Origin of the sequence: Gudongella ferriphila, from assembly GCF_046224405.1 — a bacterium.
Classification (GTDB): Bacteria; Bacillota; Clostridia; order Tissierellales; family Tissierellaceae; genus Gudongella.
Genome location: NZ_JBJXRK010000004.1, coordinates 151,762 through 169,796 on the forward strand (window position 1 = coordinate 151,762; position 18,035 = coordinate 169,796).

Consider the following 18,035-nt stretch of genomic DNA (forward strand, 5'->3'; position numbering starts at 1 on the left):
CTTGAAATCTCCATTATGTTAGTTGAAATCTGGTTCGATCAGACCGTAGTTTCCATCCTTTCTTTTATAAACAACTGATACTTCCTCAGTTTCAGCATCCATGTACACGAAGAAATTGTGTCTTAAAAGCTCCATCTGAAGTATTGCCTCTTCTGATGACATCGGCTTCAAACCGAATCTCTTTCTTCTTACCAGCTTAGGTTTGTCCTCTTCCTCTTCCTTGGTCAGTGAAGGTACATTGTCGAATCTAATGGTGTCATTGTTCCTGTACCTTTTCTGTAGTTTTGTCTTGTGCTTTCTTACCTGTCTCTCCAGGATATCAACAGTCTTGTCTATTGATGCGTACATATCATCACTGGATTCCTCTGCCCTTAGGATAGTGCCGGGAAGGTTTATGGTAACTTCTATGATCTTCCTGTTCTTTTCAGTGCTGAATGTAACGTTACCTGAGATATCAGATTGAAAATATTTTTCAAGCTTGCTCAGTTTCTTTTCCGTTACGTCCCTTAGTGCGTCAGTTACCTCCATGTTTTTTCCAGTATAGTTCATTTTCATAAACCCAGCTCCTTTCATGTAGTATAATCTCTTATACTATTTGTCTCTATTATACCCTCAGGGAGCCGGTGACTAAACACTGTTTTCCTGTCAGTATTTTCCATGCCTGCTTTTATCAGAAGTACAGCCTTGTGGATAACATTGCCCTATTTATGTGGATAAGTTGACAAGTCTCTGTGGATATTGTGGGCAACTCTGTGGAAAACGCAACATAATGGGCTTTATTTTGTGGATTACCCTCTTGATAATTTTTAAGCATTGGGGTAGAGTATAATGAAGAATATGTTGAAGGAGAATAGTCATGGTTATCAAGAAATACAAGATAGGAATGCGGACAATAAAAACTGCAATAGCAGTGTCAATAGGACTATTCATTGCCGAAGTATTTAATCTGCAAAGTCCCCTTTTTGTTGGTATAGGTGCCATACACGCCATGCAGGCAACGGTTTCGGAATCCTTTGAAACCGGCAAGAACCGGATCCTGGGTACTGTCATGGGTGGTATTGTTGCTGTCATTTTTGCATTGTACCTTCCCAGAAACCAAATTTTCATGGGCCTTGGAATTATCCTTGTCATCCATATACTTAATCTTGTTGGGTGGAAAAAAGCTATTTCTCTATCCGCAATAGTATTTATAGCTGTTTCCCTGAACCATGATTTTGAGATAATTCCCTATGCACTCAGCAGGATTCTGGATACTTTTGTGGGAATAGCCATAGGTGTCCTAGTAAATTACTTTGTGGCTGCACCAAGCAGCAATAAGATGTTTGAAAAGTACGCAGAGAGGATGATCCATGGAGCCAAGGATTATGCCTATAAGCTTGTCGTTGGACGTCACAAGGTGGACCTTAAGGATTTCAAGTCAGAACTGACCAAGATCGAAAAGATATTTGAGCTTATTCAAAGTGAAACTAAAATAAATCTTGTTAAGAAAAAGGGTCTACCGGAATCTGAAATTACCCTGAAGATAATATATGACGTTTACAGCGACCTTTCAGCCCTTCAGATGATGCAGCACATTGCCATCATCAGCCCGGACAATCTTGACCTTCTTGAAAGGCTCTATTCCTTCACTCCCATATGGGAGAAGAAGGCCATCATCGCTGAAAACGACATAATCTTCAACTATCATCTCCAGAGATTGCTGAAAAACCTTATCTATCTCCTGGACCATGAGAATTAATTTGCTTTAAATCAAAAACCACCTGAAGGTGGTTTTTTCATTGTTTTCTTCTCTTAAATCTCCTTATGTTCAATGTTCTCAAGAAAATTCTTTACAGGCTCCAAGGCGTAGTGGACGGTTCCGTCCTTAAATGGATCCTTCAATCCTGCCAGACGGACAAGCTCTGTAAATGCCATGCTTCCTCCCGCCTTGCATAGTTCCAGATAATCCTTCCAGGCCTCTTCCCTATCCTCCAGGCTCCTTCTCCAGAACTGGAATGCACAAACCTGAGCCAGACAATAGTCTATATAGTAGAAGGGGTTTGAGAATATGTGTCCCTGTCTCATCCAGTAGCCTCCGCTTTCAAGAAAGTCGTTGCCGCGGTAATCCTTAAATGGTAGGTACTTTCTTTCAAGCTCCCTCCATGTATCCTTCCTCTCCTTTGGTGTCATACCAGGATTTTCATACACCAGGTGCTGAAACTCGTCCACGGTCACACCATAGGGCAGAAAGCTCACAGCACCATCAAGGTGACTGTACTTGTACTTGTCCACACCCTCTCCAAAGAAGTTTTCCATCCATGGCCAGGTTAAAAACTCCATGCTCATGGAGTGGATTTCACAGGCTTCAAGGGTTGGAAACTTGTATTCTGGAAGCTCGTGGTCCATGCTCATATAGGTTTGGAAGGCATGCCCCGCCTCATGGGTAAGCACGTCTATGTCGCCGCTCGTTCCATTGAAGTTTGAAAAGATAAAGGGTGCATTGTAATCTGGAATTACAGTACAGTAGCCTCCGCTCCTTTTTCCCTCCTTGGATAGAAGGTCCAGAAGGTCCCGCTGGACCATGAAATTGAAAAATTCTCCTGTTTCCCTTGAAAGCTCATTGTACATTCTAATTCCATTCTGGAGGATCCATTCGGGACCTCCCTTGGGGTTGGCATTGCCGCTTAAAAACTGAAGTGGTTCATCGTAATAATAAAGCTCATCAAGCCCCAATCGTCTCTTCTGTCTTTCCTTCAACTCCCCTACAACAGGGACCACACTCCCTAGAACCTGATTTCTGAAGTTCTCCACCATCCTATGGTCATAATCCGACCTGGACATTCTGTCATAGCCCATCTGTACAAAAGTCCCATATCCAAGCTTCCTTGCCATTTTGTCCCTGACCTTTACCAGCTGGTCATATATTCCCCCGATCTCCTCCTCCTTCTCCTCAAAGTATGAGGTGTAGGCCTCATAGGCCCTCTTTCTCATTTCCCTGTCGGGAGATTCCATAAAGGGTCGCAGCTGGCTGAGATTTCTTGTCTTTCCTTCAAATTGGATTGCAGCAGCTGCCACAAGCTTGTCATACCTTGTGGATAGCTTGTTTTCCATAACAAGATCATCCATAATCTCCTCGCTGAAGGTTTTTATCTGAAGGTGGGCAAGTCTGAAAAGCTGCTCACCCCACTTTTGTGAAAGCTCCTCCTTGAAAGGAGACTGGACAAGGGCACTGTAAAACTTTGTGACCATATTTGTATACCTTGGGGAGTTTTCATCCATAAACTCCTGTTCCTTTTCATAGTACTGGTCCCTTGTGTCAATGGAATGCCTTATGCTTACCAGTGTGTACATGGTCTCAAATCGGTTTCTTATATCTGTTATCCTCTTGATCACCTCACTTTGTTCCTGTGGTCCCTCCGCTAGCTTGAACCTTTCAAGAAGGTTCCCTATCTCCTTTTCCATCCCCTCCAGGTCAGGTCGTTCATATCTGTAATCTCCAAATTTCATCTATGCACCTCCGTTATTTTTCCTAATTACAATATACCAGAATCCCGGTTGACATTACCAGCGAATGTTTTCACTTGCCCTAAGGTAAATTGAACATTTCTGTAAATATTTCAGAATTGTTTTGATTTCACCCCCTTTATTGTATATGTGATTCTCTTAGGGTATAATGTTTTAAGAATTATTAAGGAGGATTTTATGCATACAAAGGAATATGATAGACTTCAGCTCCTTGAAAGCAAGGCGACTGAGAAGCTTATAAAATACATCAACAAGCAGGATGAAATTAAATACATCTACGACAGGATGCTGGGATTGCATCCATTCTTGCAGGAGGAAAGCGCAAAGCTTCCATTTAACATATGGCTTTGCTGCGATTACAGGGACAAGGAAGGCATGACCTTTGGCGAGAGGCTGATTCTCGAGGATGACTCCCTTTCTGAAGATGAGATTGAAATACTAAGGGAGAAATCGGCATCATATGTTTCCCTGTTCCAGATCAAGGAATTCCAGGAGCCATACGTTGTTGTATCCGATGTTTTGACCGGGGAGGAGCACAGACTGCTTGAGCCCCAGGTTTCCTATGTCCTGAAGGAGGGAGACTACCTCCTGTCCAGATTGGGAACGGTTCTTGGGAACAGCAGGATGATTGGCGAGGTGAGCTTTGTTCCTAAATCTGTTATCCACTCATTTATCAGAATCCTGATTAAGGACTTCAACAAGCTTGACCAGGAAAGGCGGTCAGAAGGCACGAAGATCTATCTGAAAAATGATGCCCTTAAAATCTATGATCTTTTTTACCAAAGCGCCTACAAATTTTTTGATCCCCAGAACGAGGACCTGATTCCAATTTACCAGGAGCTGGATGAATTTGAGGAGTATCTCTCAACAAAGAAAAGCTCTACCCAGATAGAAAAGCATCTGACAAATATGATTGAGCTCTATGAATACTACCTGAGCGAGGAAGGATACAGCTTCAAGGATCTTGACAAGATTTCGGTGAAGGATATGCTTGGAGACGCCATATACGAGAAATTCATCACATCAGGTCTTGTATTCAACAGCTATATCAATACCCTCAAGGTTTACTTGAGCTACAAGTCAAGGATTTCAAGCAAGTACAAGGATGCCCATGAGGAAATCCTTCAAATCAGCAAGGAGAGATTTCATTATCTGAAGGAAATAATCAGGAGAAACTCCCTGGCACAGGTAGATCCTCTACTTTCCCTGCAGTTAAGGGACCAGGAATCGGAGGATGTTAAAAGCTACTTGAATGATTTTGACAGATTCCTTCTCTACGTATTTGACTATCCACTTGCTCTTACGGAGAAAAGGCAGCATGTTAAAAAGGCGGACCAGGACAACATAATGGATTTTCTCGAAGGAGATTATCCCCTTTATTTCAGCAGGCCGGGACAGATGAAGACGCCAATAGTTCATTTCTTTTTTCATATGGGGCTTAGACTGAAGCTTCTAAAAATAAGAAAAAACATACTTTCTGTTACTGCCAATGCCTCTGAGTACCTTAGCATGTCCAGAGAAGACCAGTACACCCTCCACCTGAGAGGGTTTTGGAGTCAGGAAACCCTTAAGGTACTACTTCAAGGGGATTCAAGAAGCTCCAAGCAGATGATGAAGCTGCTTCTCAATTTTGTCAAGGATCTTAAGGAAGGCCCTGTACTCAGCAATTACCTTGCTGATCTGGACGCTTCAGGCGAGGATGACCTGTATTTGTTGGTAAGATACATGACATTTATGGGTATATTAACAAATAGGGGCTTTGATAAGCTTGTATCAATGACTTCAACTGGCAGGGTTGTGGCTGCACACCTTGAGGAATGGAGCAAGCCCAGAAAAAATATTGTCATTAACATTGGCCAATACACTAAAGGCAACAAGGAGGAAGGCTATGGAGAATCTAAAGCGGGAGGACTTGACGAGATTTAAATTCCTCTCAGGCACTGAAATTTCACCGGACGGAAGAACCTGTGGCTTCGTCTTGCACACTGCGGATGAAGAGGAAAACAAGTACCTATCAAACATCTACCTATGGGACGAGATAGATGGCACAAGACAGCTTACTGCTTCTGACTCAGAAGGTTCCTTCATATGGAAGGGAAGGGACAGGATACTTTTCTCCTCCCTCAGGGACAAGAATGACAAGGAGAAAAAGGACAAGGGATATCCCATCACAAGCTTCTATGAAATCTCCACCAGGGGAGGAGAGGCAAAAAAAGCTTTTCAGGTCTATCTGAACGTTTCAAAAATAGAGCATATAAGGGACACCAAATACCTTCTATTGGGCTCCTTCGACAGAAGACTGGGTGAAATCCAGGGACTTGATGAGAAAAAGATAGAAGAGAAAATTGAAGAGATGAAGAAGGAGAACGAATTCCAGGTCCTGGATGAAATACCCTACTGGTCCGATGGCGGAGACTATACAAACAAAAATAGAACCAGGTGCTACATATTTGACAGCAGCACAGAAGGGCTAACCCCCATAACGGATGAGTTCACCAATGTTGAAAGCATTTCCGTGCATCCTTCCAAGGAGAAGGCCTTGCTTGTGACATCCTCATACACAGACAAGATGAGCTCCTACAATCAGATCTATCAGCTCGACCTTATGAGCGGGAGCTGTGAAAAAATTTCTCCCATATCGGATTTCAACTACTACTATGCAGACTATATTGACGATAGGATCATTTTTGCCGGAACAGACATGGCGGAATATGGAGTAAATGAGAATCCCCGTATTTTCGTAACAGAGGATGAAGGTCTAACCTATGTCCGAATTGCAGAACCCGACCTATCCCTGTGGAGCTCAGTGAATTCAGACTGCAGGTATGGCTCAGGCAGAGGCTTCAAGGTTGCTGGCAATCATCTTTACTTCCTTAGTACAAAGGAATACAGCTGTCACCTGTACCGGATCTCCCTGGATGGGCAATTGGAGCAAATATCCACGGAGGAAGGGTCCGTGGACGACTTCGATGTCATGGATGACACCATATACTTTATTGGCATGAGAGATCTCTACCTTCAGGAACTGTATGGGCTGGATCATCAGGAGCAGAGATTGACAAGCTTCAACGATTGGGTGGTTCAGGACAGAAAGCTTTCAACCCCCATGGTTCTTTCATTCAACAACGGGGAAACAAGCCTAACGGGATGGATTCTTAAGCCTGTTGACTTTGACAAGCACAGAAAATACCCTGCCATCCTTCATATCCATGGAGGACCAAAGACCGTATTTGGTGGGGTATTCCACCATGAAATGCAGCTTTGGGCGAATCTTGGCTACTTTGTCTTATACATGAATCCAAGGGGTAGTGACGGCTATGGAAATGAATTCTCTGATATTCGCGGCAAATATGGACTCATGGACTACGAAGACATCATGCTATTTACAGACAAGGTCCTGGAGACCTGTCCGTCCATAGACCGGGAAAACCTGGGTGTGACAGGAGGCTCATACGGAGGGTACATGACCAACTGGATCATCGGTCACACCAAGAGATTCAAGGCGGCAGTGTCCCAAAGGAGCATTTCAAACTGGTTCTCTTTCTTTGGAACCTCAGATATAGGATATTATTTTGCAGCTGACCAGGTTGGGGCCACTCCCTGGAAGGACTATTCATCACTTTGGGACAATTCACCCCTTAAGTACGCTGACCAGGTTGAGACTCCTACCCTATTCATACATTCAGACAAGGACTATCGCTGCTGGATTCCGGAGGGACTTCAGATGTATACCGCCCTTAAGTACCATGGGGTCGATTCAAGGATGGTTGTTTTCAAGAATGAAAGCCATGGACTTTCAAGAGGTGGAAGACCTCAGGGAAGAATTCGCAGACTGAAGGAGATAACAGATTGGTTCGATAGGCATTTGGATAAGTAAGGTACAGCTTTCAAGGCAGGTGATTTTATGGAAAACAACATAAAAAAATACATGAAGAAACGTTCTGTGATTTTCCTGGATCAGCTGGCTTACAGGTTCACTGAGAACAACGTGGTCGGAACAGGGGCACAGCTGACATATTTTCTGATCCTATCCCTGTTTCCATTTCTTATGGTTCTCCTTAATATAATAAGCTACACTCCCCTGGGCCGTGAGGATGTTATATTGGACCTTATCCAGTACATGCCAACAGACATTCAGGAAATCATTCAGACATTCCACGATGATGTAGTGAGTGCAAGCTCACAAAGCTTCTTGTCAATTGCAGCAATTGCTGGACTTTGGACCGCATCTTCCGGTGTCAAGGCCGTAATAAGGGCCATCAACAAGGCATACGATTACTCCGAGAACAGGTCCTTCCTTAAAATGAAGGGCTTGAGCCTTCTTTTTACAGTGATCCTGATCTTAATGATTTTGGTTGTCTTCATTTCCCTGGTTGCAGGAAGGCAGATAGGGATTCTGGTTTCAAACTTCCTGGGGATTGAGGATCTGTTTGTTACAATGTGGAATTACCTTAGATTCATAATACCAATACTTTTTATGATCCTATCATTTGCACTCCTTTACAAGTATAGCCCAAACATCAAGCACAGGCACTCTGTTCCCCTTAGAACCACCCTGCCTGGCGCTATCTTCACCACAATCAGTTGGATAGTCCTCTCGCTTCTTTTTTCATTCTACGTTTCCAACTTTGGAAACTATGCACTGACCTACGGAAGCCTTGGAGGGGTTATAGTGCTTCTGGTCTGGCTCTTCATAAGCAGCATAGTCATTGTACTTGGCGGAGAGATCAATGCAACACTGGAGCTATTGAGGACCAATGGCTACAGAGCACTGGAGGGTAAAAGCGTATTGTTGGGATTCCTCGAAAAAAACAAGGATAATGACACAGCCTAGGCTGTGTCATTCCATTTTTGTGGAGGTCAGGGTCAGGGCTGTTACACTACCGGCGCCTGCCTTTATTAAAGCCTCGCTGCAGGCCTTAAGGGTGCTTCCCGTTGTGAATATGTCATCTATAAGGAGAATCCTCTTGCCCAGGATTCTTTCTCTATTTCTTACCTTGAAGGAGCCCAAAAGGTTTCTTTTTCTCTCATAAGCCGACAGTGTGTTCTGCTCCCTAGTCCATTTGGACTTCACAAGACAGTCCTTCAGAATTGGTTTGTTGACCTTCATAGCCAGTGGCTTTGCAAGCAGATAGGCTTGATTGTAGCCCCTTATGGCTTCCTTTCTCCAATGTACGGGCACAGGGATTATAACGTCGTAATCCGCAATATTGTTATTTTCAACCGTCTTTAGCATATAGGAGTGGAAGGTCCTGTACAGGTAGCTCTTATCCTCGAACTTAAACCTGTGTATTGCATCCTTGGTGAAATTGTTGTAAAAAAGCGACGAATGGCACCTGTTTATATATGGACTGTCAAGCTTAAATTCCATGTGTATCTCCTCTATCCTGGATCTGCATTCCATACACAGGGCATGATCCAGGTTTCTTGATTCGTCTCTGCAAATATAGCAGAACTTATCCTTGGGATAAAGCAGCCTGTCAATCAATGAAGGTTCCCCCCTCCGACTCCATTTTAAGAAGAAGATGCAGGTATTCCCTGATCTTATTGTCCAATGAGGAATGCCTTTCAGTTATAAGGTTGTTTCGTATCATCTGATTTAGGTATCTGTGATGTCCGACCAAGACCACCAGGTCCCTCGCCCTTGTAATTGCAGTGTAGAGCAGATTTCTGGTCAGAAGCATTGGAGGCCCTGAAAACACTGGAATAACAACACAAGGGAACTCACTTCCCTGAGACTTGTGGATAGTGGTGGCATAGGCAAGTCTCAGTTCATCCAGCTGATTGAAGGAGTATTCCACCTCCCTGTCATCATCGAATATCACTGTGATGGTACCCTCGTCGTTGTCAATGTGCTCCACATATCCGAAGTCTCCATTGAACACACCCTCTCCTTCATCTACCGTAATACCTCCCCTGTTGATGGTCCAGGCAGCCTTGTAATTGTTTTTTATCTGCATGACCTTGTCGCCCTCCCTGAAGAGCTCCTCTCCCATGGACTTTTCGTTTTTCTTTTTAGATGGTGGATTAATGGCCTCCTGCAGTGCCTTGTTCAAGGCAGCAACACCTGTATCTCCCTTTCTCATTGGGGAGAGCACCTGGATGTCCCTTATCGGGTCCAGACCGTAGAAATCCGGTAGCCTCTGGAGGCACAGCTGGACTATGGTATCCCTTACCTCGGCCCCAGTATCCTTGTACACAAAAAAGAAATCCTTGTCCCTTTCATTGAGAAGTGGTTTTTCACCCCTGTTCACCAGGTGGGCATTAACTATTATCATGCTCTCCTCCCCCTGACGGAAGATCTCATCCAGTCTCACCACCTTGATAACACCTGAGTCAATTATGTCCCGAAGCACATTCCCTGCTCCCACAGATGGAAGCTGATCAACATCTCCCACAAGAACAAGCCTGGTTTCTGGTTTTATGGCCTTTAGAAGCTGATTCATCAGCAAAATATCCACCATGGACATCTCATCTACAATTACAACATCTGCATTAAGGGGCTCCTCCTCGTTCTTGTTGAACTGAAGACTTTCATCCTGGTAGGAAATCTCAAGGAGCCTGTGGATTGTCCTTGCCTCCCGGCCGGTGGTCTCTGTTATCCTTTTTGCAGCCCTCCCTGTGGGAGCTGCAAGTAGTATCTCCTTGCCCTCAGCTTCCATCAGGGCAATAATTGCATTTATTATAGTGGTCTTTCCTGTTCCTGGACCACCGGTTATTACAGTTACGCCATTGTCTAGAACACTCTTTACTGCTTCCCTTTGCTTACTACCAAACGTAAAGTCCTGTTCCCTTTCAAAATTGTCCAGGGCCTTCTCCACATCCCCCACAATCTCATCCTGTTCAACCAGACTAAGCTCCACAAGAGCCTTGGCTACACTGTTTTCCGCCATATGATAGGGCATATGGTAAACTATCTTTTCATCCCCGCTTTGGACCAGATGAAAGCTCTTGCCAAGGACAAGGGCAGTCAGGGAATCATCCAGGTTATCCTTGCCTACCTGAAGCAGTCCCGCCGCCTTTTCAAGAAGCTCATCCTCAGGAAGGTAGCAATGTCCCTCTCCGGCGGCCCTTGTAAGGACATACTTTAGTCCAGCCTGCAGCCTGTGTGGGGAGCTCTTCTCCAGCCCAACCTTTTCAGCTATCTCATCCGCTGTCCTAAAGCCCATTCCATGTATATCCTCAGCTATCCTGTAGGGATTTTCCCTGATGACCTTTAGGGTATCGTTCCCATATTCCCTGTAGATTTTCATGCTCTGATTTGGGCTGATATTGAATTCCTGCAAGGCCACCATAACCTCCCGGACCTCCCTTTGCTCGTCAAAGGATTCCATTATGACCTTAAGCTTTTTCTTGCCTATGCCCTCAATTTCAAGAAGCCTTTCCGGATAATACTGAATTATATCAAGTGATTTCTCACCAAATTTGTCCACAATTCTCTTTGCTGTTTTTGGGCCGATATGTGGAATCAATCCCGAGCCCAGATAGTTCTCTATTCCCTTGGTGGTCGTTGGCATGATTGTCTCCATGGACTGGAACTGGAACTGCTCGCCAAACTTATTGTGGTATATCCATTCTCCCTTTAGAAGGACTGCCTGATCAGTCTGAATGTATGGAACCTGCCCCACAAATGTTATGCTGCCCTCTGATGTGTACAGTTTACCAACCGTATAGCCATTGGACTCGTTTCTGTATATTATATCCTCAACAATTCCCTGAATCTCCACATTCTCACCCCATTTCTCTTCACTATTCCCATTATAGCAAGAAATCCCGTCAATATACAATAATGTATACTGACGGGATTTTTATTACTTCAATGCTTCCTTTAGTACTTCAACCTTGTCTGTCTTTTCCCAGTTCAATTCAACATCTGTTCTCCCCATGTGGCCATAGGCAGCAATCTGTCTGTAGATTGGCTTTCTAAGGTCAAGGTCTCTGATGATTGCAGCAGGTCTTAGGTCAAAGTGCTTTTTAACCAATTCGGTTATTTCCTCATCACTTATCTTACCTGTTCCGAAGGTGTCCACAAATATTGACAATGGATGTGCAACTCCGATTGCATAGGCAAGTCCTACCTCACACTTGTCAGCCAGTCCGGCTGCCACTATGTTCTTTGCAACGTACCTTGATGCATATGCTCCTGATCTGTCAACCTTTGTGGCATCCTTACCTGAAAATGCTCCTCCACCGTGCCTTGCATATCCACCATAGGTGTCAACAATGATTTTTCTTCCGGTCAGTCCTGCATCTCCCATTGGTCCACCAACAACAAATCTTCCAGTCGGGTTGACATATATCTTGGTGTTCTCATCCATCATCTTTGCAGGGATAATTTCATTGATAACATACTTCTCGATATCCTCCCTGATTTGCTCCAATGATACCACTGGGCTGTGCTGGGTTGATACTACAACGTTTTCAATCCTTACAGGCTTATCATCGTGGTACTCAACAGTAACCTGAGTCTTTCCGTCAGGTCTCAGATAGTTAAGGGTGTCGTTCTTCCTTACCTCTGAAAGTCTTCTTGACAGCTTGTGGGCAAGTGATATTGGAAGTGGCATCAGCTCATCAGTCTCATTGCAGGCAAATCCAAACATCATTCCCTGGTCACCGGCACCGATCTTGTCAAGCTCGTCCTCACTCATTTCCTTCTGCTCAAGCGCCTTGTCAACTCCAAGAGCAATGTCTGGAGATTGCTCGTTTATTGATGTCAGAACCGCACAGGTATCCGCATCAAAGCCATATTTGGCCCTTACATATCCGATGTCTGAAATTGTCTTTCTTACTATCTTTGGAATGTCAGCATAGCAGGTGGTTGTGATCTCACCTGAAACAAGGACCATCCCAGTTGTTACCATTGTTTCACATGCAACCCTGGCTTCAGGGTCCTGCTCAAGAATCGCATCAAGTATAGCATCTGATATCTGATCGCATACTTTATCAGGGTGTCCCTCAGTTACGGACTCTGATGTAAATAACCATTTTTTCATCTTTTTCCTCCTTAAAATTAAAAAAACCTTGTCGTCAAGACAGGGTGAGTTTGCACTACACCTCATCTTCCAGAATAACATTCTGTAGGATTTAGCACCTGCTAAACAGGTTGCCGGGCTTCATAGGGCCTATCCCTCCACCACTCTTGATAAGGTAATCAAGATATTAATTTTCACTAAAAAGAATGATAGCACAACGGGGTATGGTAGTCAATTGTTTTTTGAGTTATTTTTCTTCTGACCATGTTGACATTAGCCCTTTGTATCTATATAATAATGTTTACAGCTTCAAAATTGAAGGAAAATAATTTTGGAAAAAGCACTTGCTTTTTAATCTGTTTTACCTTATAATAAAGAAGTTGACAAAAAACGTCGGGGTGTAGCGCAGTTTGGTAGCGCACGTGGTTTGGGACCATGGGGCCGGGGGTTCAAATCCTCTCACCCCGACCAACAGAGAACGCAGTGATCTTAATGATTGCTGCGTTTTTACTTTTTTTGTTTCTATTCACTAAATCCTCATTTTACCGACTTTTTATTGTTTGTTTTTATCTAAATTATCATGTGCAAATTGTTATACTAAACATCTTTCACTTTCTTTTGTATAGACTCAAATAATTTGGTATAATGTGCTTTAAGAGTACTATTGGGCTATTGGTAAGAAATATCTGGGGAATATTCATTTCTGTATTCTTTCACAGTAAATTGGGTAAATAGCCTAATGAGGACATTACTAGAAAAGGGGGATTCAACAATGAGTAAGTATCTGATAATGTATAGACACGGAATTGCAGAGGATAAAGAGTCCGGTGAAGACGACGACCTGAGATCACTATCTCCTCGAGGCAAAATTTTGCTGAAGAAAAGTGTTTCGGGCTTTAAGACTATGGTCGACAATTATGATGCCTTAAAGATTTTTTCAAGTCCTACGGTGAGGGCAAAGGAAACTGCTGAAATGCTAGCAGAGGAGCTAGGACTGGACGAACCAACTTACCTGGAATTCCTTGGTACTGGAAGTGGAGTTAGTAGACTTAGAGAGCTTCTAAATGAAATTGAACCTGGCGAAGCTGCAATCGTAGTTGGTCAGCAGCCCTACCTCTCATTGTGGAGCCAAGAGATTTCAGGAACCTTCCTTCGTTTCAAAAAGGGAAGCGCAGCCTGTTTCAGATTTCCTGATGAGGAATTGGGAGAGACAAAGGCTGAACTGAGATGGTTTTTGCAGACCCGTGGTTTTGCGAAGATTGACGATAAATAGAAATATATTTAGAACGATGGGATTTAATTACCCATCGTTCTTATTCTTTCTCCTTTATTTTAATACCAACAACAAACAACAGGCTTCCCAGGATATAATACAATCCTGCTGGAACGACTCCAGTTCTAGGTAGAATCGGAATCATAAGAGGTATTTCCTCCTCTGCTTCAATAATTTCAAGCTGTTCAGGCTCTAAAATGTTTTGTGGAATCTCTTCTCTGATTTCCAGAATTTCACCTCTGTTTACTGACTCAACCGGATTGTCTGGTCTATCCGGTCTGTTGGGCCTATCTGGATCATCTGGAGGGTTATCCGGTCTATGCTCCGCTAAGAAAATCCATCTAACCTCTACAGATGTTCCCTGAAACTCATTGCCGGTTTCAGCTCCCGGCAGGTGAACAATTGCCTTTAACTCCTTGTCATCACCTGGGTGCAAAATACCAAGACTTATATTGGATTGTGCAAAATCAGACATTGGACCTCTATAGATCTCATCCCCATCATAGTTGATGATTAGGATCATCTGTCTGAAGAGGTCCGCTTCACCTTCTGTCGGTGCTTTACTTGCTCTCTCTGTTCTCATAAACAGCTCAAACCTGTATTCCAGTGTGTTACTTATATCAACCTTGGCTTCGTTTGTATCTCCTGGATTCATATTTGTAAGATTGAACAGACTAGTTCCACTTGGATCAACTTCAAGGCCAAGATTGTTGCCAATAATCTTAAGGTTATCAGCATAGGAGGGATTTATTCCAAAGGTTGTCATCGCTCCCATAATCAATGCGAAAACGCCCAGAAAAATTATGGATTTAGATAAAAGCCTTTTCATTAATATCCCTCCCTTTGTTCAATTTGTAATAGTATGCACTTATATAAAGGCGGATGACCCGCCTTCATATAAGTGTTGCCTTAATCTTAAATTCTACAGATCAGAATTAAATAGCCTATCTTACTTCTTCTTCAATTACATCAGCTATTTCTACTGCACCAACTTCACCTATTGGAGCACCTTCTGCTTCCAATATAGCTGCCATTTCAGCTTCTGTAGCTTCTGTAACTAGACCTTCTACTACTTCATCTCCTCTTACTGCAGGATAATAAACTTTAACTCCCCAACCATTCAACCAAGGTGCATTGTTAGATGCCTGAATTCCTTCTGCCTTTACCTTGATGTCAAATGTCTTTCCTTGATAAGTGTTGTCCATTAAAGGTCCGCTGAAGCAAATCTTATTCATCGCAAACAGACCTGTTGTACTTTGACCAGGATTCAAAACTTTTTTGTAAACATAATATCCATTTTTTTCAAACCAGTCTGAACTAATTGAAGCACTTACAGGAGCAAGGCTTAAACCGCCTTCAAATGCCATATCTTTCTTGATTCTAACTACTGCTTTCTTAGATCCATCATTCCTTACATACACTTCCTTGAAGTAGCAGTCACCAGGGTTAACATTTTGTGCCAAATCTGGACAGAATCTGTCTATTAATGTAATGTCCAATGTTCCAGCTTTGAATTTGTTAATTTTCAGTGGTGTTACATCAGTGAACCAAGCAAATGTTCCTCCTGCTATAAGTAATACCACCAACAACATACTGGTTACAAAAACCATGTTACGCTTTTTCACTTTCTTCTCCTCCTTCTTGATATAATTATGGTTGCCGCAGCCAGGCTGCCATGACATAGAGGCCCTGTGGCTTTGCGTCCTTAGCTTTCGCTAAGTTTGCTGAACGATCTATATTAACGGAATCCTATGTAGATCTGGATTAAAAAGGTAGGCTATCAATGCTCCATACTTCTTTCCAGGCCTCGTTTGCACTTTGGACTCCCTCTGCAACAACTTTAATACTCAGACTCTCCCCTTCATATTCAGGTGTCAACTCCCCAATGTCTACACTCTTGATTATATTGGTGGTTATCCCATTTACTTCCAGAGAGTCTTTATAGTAGTGGAAACCCTCCATTTCTGTCCAGTCGGAATCATTTATATCCATATCAAGATTTGACACTGACAGACTTTGATCACTCCATTGGGGAATCAGTCTTACTCTTATATAACAATCACTCTTTCCAAGATTCTTGATACATATATTGCCTAAGCCATCACTGATTACCTCTACCTTGACAATCCCCATTTCACCATTTGTCAAGGTAGGGTCTGGGCTGGATGAAAACCAAGCAACTGTCCCGCCAGCTACCATTATTGCCGACAACAGTATAATTGAGAAAATAATTAATTTGCTTTTCATATACACCCATCCTTTCCTTAGGCTTCTTTCGGTCTCCTTTTAATTAGAAGTGGTGCAATATAAGCTATTATGCCTACAGATACAATAAATATGATTCCCTGGGTGCTGCTCAGAAACCTGAATGCAAATCCCACATATGGTATTGAAAGAGCAACTATTCCTATGACCTTTTCTCTTTCCACAGGCATTGCATCCTCTGCATTGTTTGCATCGCCCTGTGTTATAAAGTACTCGTTTCCAGGACCAATTCCTACAACCCTGTGTGTTACTCTTGTTCTAGATTCTGGACCATAATAGGTTAAAATATCACCCATTTCTATCTGGTCTGGTGTCCTTTCGTTTACCACAATAAGTGAGTTTATCCTTAGTGCAGGTTCCATGCTCCCGCTATCAACAACATACAGCCTGTTTCCAAATAACGATGGCTCCATACCGGTCAATCTCGATTGTGCCGTAATAAATATCAGAAACGCCATTATCAGCATGAATATTGCAAACAGTATGTCAGACAATATTTTTAGGGATTTGTTTTCTTTCATCTCTGTCATATCCATACCTCCAATCTAGACTGAATCCGTTGGTTCTTCTTCTGGCTCTAATGGGACGGAGAGTTCTTCCAAAGGATCCTCAGGTATTATAGCCTCTTGTTCTTCATTATAAATCTGATTAATATCCTCTTCTTCACCAGGAGATACCGGTTCCTCTACAACAACATTCTCATCTTCATTTTCACTTTCCAATACAGGACTTTCCTCTACTTCCTGCTCTGTTTCCTCAGTTCCTTCTGCGGCATCCGGTTCAGTGACTTCCTCCTGAAGACCAGCTTCAACAGGCTCGGAAGTCACCTCCTGGACCGGATCTGCCACTGATGATGATTCTTCCCCTTCTGGTTGCTGCAAAGCCTCCACCTGTACCTCAACCAGAACAATTAATGGCTCCAGATCTAAATATATTTCATCGCTTCGTATGTCCATATCACTGGACTGAAGCTCAATCTTACTATAATCAATATCTTCTCCATCAACATCCATCACTTCTATAGTCTGAGAATCAGAGTCAGAGAACCATCCTGTGTTTTCTAGACTGTACTCCACAGATACTTCCTTATTTAGACTTTTTTCTGTAATGCTTATTGTCCCATCAGAGATTATTGAACTGCAGTTCATGCACTCAAGGGGTGTAACTGCATAATCACCTATAAAAAGATTCCTTATTGTTACATTGTCTGAATCCCCCAGCTGGACGTAATTGATGTAATTGTTAGGTCCTTCAACAAGAATTGTGAATTCATTATTCAAGCCACTTACACCAATTACGTTATTGGTTATGGAAATTGAACCTTGTGGGATTTCAATTGAAACAACATAACCCACTTGGCCACTAACCCTTTCTCCATCGCATACTGCAGAAACACTGACAGTATTACCTATACTTTCCATCCTGTTATAGTCATCGATTTCATAGCTCCCAGTTACAAGGACCCTTTCACCCGAATCAAGACAACCGATTTTCTCATTCACACCCATATCATCCGATACATCCAAGCCCTCTATTGGATCAGTACCATTGTTCTCAATTGATATATCATATTGGATAAGTTCGCCATTTGTATACTTCCCCCTGTCGGGTTCAACACTTATACGTAAGGATACATATCGCGGAATGATTTCTTCAACGAATACCGGCTCTTCTTCCACTACCGGTTCCTCCTGGATTTGAGTGTCTTCTTGGATGCCCCCGTCTGTTTCTTCAATTACTTCTTCAAATATGATTTCAACCTCTGCTTTTTCCTGTATTTCCTCTTCCTCTTCAGGGATGATTCCATCATCCTGGGTTTCAGCTGCCGCAGGATCCTCCCTTACCTGAAATTCTTCTGCCTCCTCAATTACTGTTGCTTCAGGTGTATGGTCCTCCGGATGAAGCTCCTCACCCAATGAGCTGGTTCCCACAAAAAGCACCATGGCCATTACCACTAGCATCACAAATATTTTGTTCTTTCCGATTCTCATGACCATCCACCTCTCTTTGTAACGGATTTG

General features: G+C 43.0%; 15 protein-coding genes, 1 tRNA gene and 2 riboswitches. Of the genes, 6 read left to right on the forward strand and 10 right to left on the reverse strand.

Features of this window, described 5'->3' with window-relative positions; translation table 11 throughout:
• Positions 1 to 18 precede the first annotated feature (18 nt).
• Positions 19 to 555: a ribosome hibernation-promoting factor, HPF/YfiA family gene (hpf, locus tag ACKVDP_RS04845; protein WP_409227679.1), complete on the reverse strand. Its 537-nt coding sequence runs from the start codon at positions 553 to 555 to the stop codon at positions 19 to 21.
• 301 nt (positions 556 to 856) lie between these two features.
• Here hpf and ACKVDP_RS04850 point away from each other — a divergent pair, with 301 nt between their 5' ends.
• Positions 857 to 1,738, forward strand: coding sequence for an FUSC family protein (locus ACKVDP_RS04850; RefSeq protein ID WP_409227680.1), 882 nt, complete (start codon positions 857 to 859; stop codon positions 1,736 to 1,738).
• A gap of 53 nt (positions 1,739 to 1,791) precedes the next feature.
• On the opposite strand, the gene ACKVDP_RS04855 is transcribed toward ACKVDP_RS04850, so the two are convergent.
• Entirely contained in the window at positions 1,792 to 3,486 is a 1,695-nt protein-coding gene (locus ACKVDP_RS04855; protein ID WP_409227681.1) for a M3 family oligoendopeptidase, read from the reverse strand.
• Between the two features lie 195 nt (positions 3,487 to 3,681).
• Here ACKVDP_RS04855 and ACKVDP_RS04860 point away from each other — a divergent pair, with 195 nt between their 5' ends.
• From ACKVDP_RS04860 to ACKVDP_RS04870, 3 genes are read left to right on the forward strand one after another with little or no spacing between them, the layout of a single operon-like run.
• Entirely contained in the window at positions 3,682 to 5,430 is a 1,749-nt protein-coding gene (locus ACKVDP_RS04860) for a hypothetical protein (protein WP_409227682.1), read from the forward strand.
• Entirely contained in the window at positions 5,393 to 7,381 is a 1,989-nt protein-coding gene (locus tag ACKVDP_RS04865) for a S9 family peptidase (protein ID WP_409227683.1), read from the forward strand. Before ACKVDP_RS04860 ends, ACKVDP_RS04865 begins: the two co-directional genes overlap by 38 nt.
• Positions 7,382 to 7,408: 27 nt before the next feature.
• On the forward strand, positions 7,409 to 8,338 hold the full coding sequence (locus ACKVDP_RS04870; protein WP_409227684.1) for a YihY/virulence factor BrkB family protein: 930 nt from the start codon (positions 7,409 to 7,411) through the stop codon (positions 8,336 to 8,338).
• A 6-nt stretch (positions 8,339 to 8,344) separates the two neighbouring features.
• On the opposite strand, the gene ACKVDP_RS04875 is transcribed toward ACKVDP_RS04870, so the two are convergent.
• From ACKVDP_RS04875 to metK, 3 genes are all read right to left on the reverse strand, one after another.
• A complete protein-coding gene (locus ACKVDP_RS04875; RefSeq protein ID WP_409227685.1) occupies positions 8,345 to 8,992 on the reverse strand; it encodes a ComF family protein in 648 nt (215 codons plus the stop codon).
• Entirely contained in the window at positions 8,985 to 11,231 is a 2,247-nt protein-coding gene (gene recD2 / locus ACKVDP_RS04880) for an SF1B family DNA helicase RecD2 (RefSeq protein WP_409227686.1), read from the reverse strand. The genes ACKVDP_RS04875 and recD2 overlap by 8 nt, the downstream gene beginning before the upstream one ends.
• An 84-nt stretch (positions 11,232 to 11,315) precedes the next feature.
• Positions 11,316 to 12,497, reverse strand: a complete 1,182-nt coding sequence (metK, locus tag ACKVDP_RS04885) for a methionine adenosyltransferase (RefSeq protein ID WP_409227687.1) — start codon at positions 12,495 to 12,497, stop codon at positions 11,316 to 11,318.
• A 59-nt stretch (positions 12,498 to 12,556) separates the two neighbouring features.
• Positions 12,557 to 12,653: riboswitch (SAM riboswitch) on the reverse strand.
• Between the two features lie 217 nt (positions 12,654 to 12,870).
• Between metK and ACKVDP_RS04890 the strand changes: the two genes are divergently transcribed.
• Positions 12,871 to 12,947 (forward strand) — tRNA-Pro (locus tag ACKVDP_RS04890).
• Positions 12,948 to 13,248: 301 nt separating this feature from the next.
• Positions 13,249 to 13,749 (forward strand): SixA phosphatase family protein, encoded by a 501-nt coding sequence (locus ACKVDP_RS04895; protein WP_409227688.1) that lies wholly within the window; start codon positions 13,249 to 13,251, stop codon positions 13,747 to 13,749.
• Positions 13,750 to 13,789: 40 nt separating this feature from the next.
• On the opposite strand, the gene ACKVDP_RS04900 is transcribed toward ACKVDP_RS04895, so the two are convergent.
• The 5 genes from ACKVDP_RS04900 to ACKVDP_RS04920 all read right to left on the reverse strand — a co-directional run bounded on the left by ACKVDP_RS04900 (position 13,790) and on the right by ACKVDP_RS04920 (position 18,005).
• Positions 13,790 to 14,578, reverse strand: a complete 789-nt coding sequence (locus ACKVDP_RS04900; protein WP_409227689.1) for a hypothetical protein — start codon at positions 14,576 to 14,578, stop codon at positions 13,790 to 13,792.
• A gap of 115 nt (positions 14,579 to 14,693) precedes the next feature.
• Positions 14,694 to 15,374 carry a TasA family protein gene (locus ACKVDP_RS04905; protein WP_409227690.1) on the reverse strand — a complete coding sequence of 227 codons (681 nt, stop codon included), beginning with the start codon at positions 15,372 to 15,374 and terminating at the stop codon, positions 14,694 to 14,696.
• Between the two features lie 32 nt (positions 15,375 to 15,406).
• A riboswitch (cyclic di-GMP riboswitch) is annotated at positions 15,407 to 15,485 on the reverse strand.
• Positions 15,486 to 15,513: 28 nt separating this feature from the next.
• Positions 15,514 to 15,996 (reverse strand): hypothetical protein, encoded by a 483-nt coding sequence (locus ACKVDP_RS04910; protein WP_409227691.1) that lies wholly within the window; start codon positions 15,994 to 15,996, stop codon positions 15,514 to 15,516.
• A gap of 17 nt (positions 15,997 to 16,013) precedes the next feature.
• Positions 16,014 to 16,544, reverse strand: a complete 531-nt coding sequence (locus ACKVDP_RS04915; RefSeq protein WP_409227692.1) for a signal peptidase I — start codon at positions 16,542 to 16,544, stop codon at positions 16,014 to 16,016.
• Between the two features lie 15 nt (positions 16,545 to 16,559).
• Positions 16,560 to 18,005, reverse strand: a complete 1,446-nt coding sequence (locus tag ACKVDP_RS04920; RefSeq protein ID WP_409227693.1) for a hypothetical protein — start codon at positions 18,003 to 18,005, stop codon at positions 16,560 to 16,562.
• Positions 18,006 to 18,035: the final 30 nt, after the last annotated feature.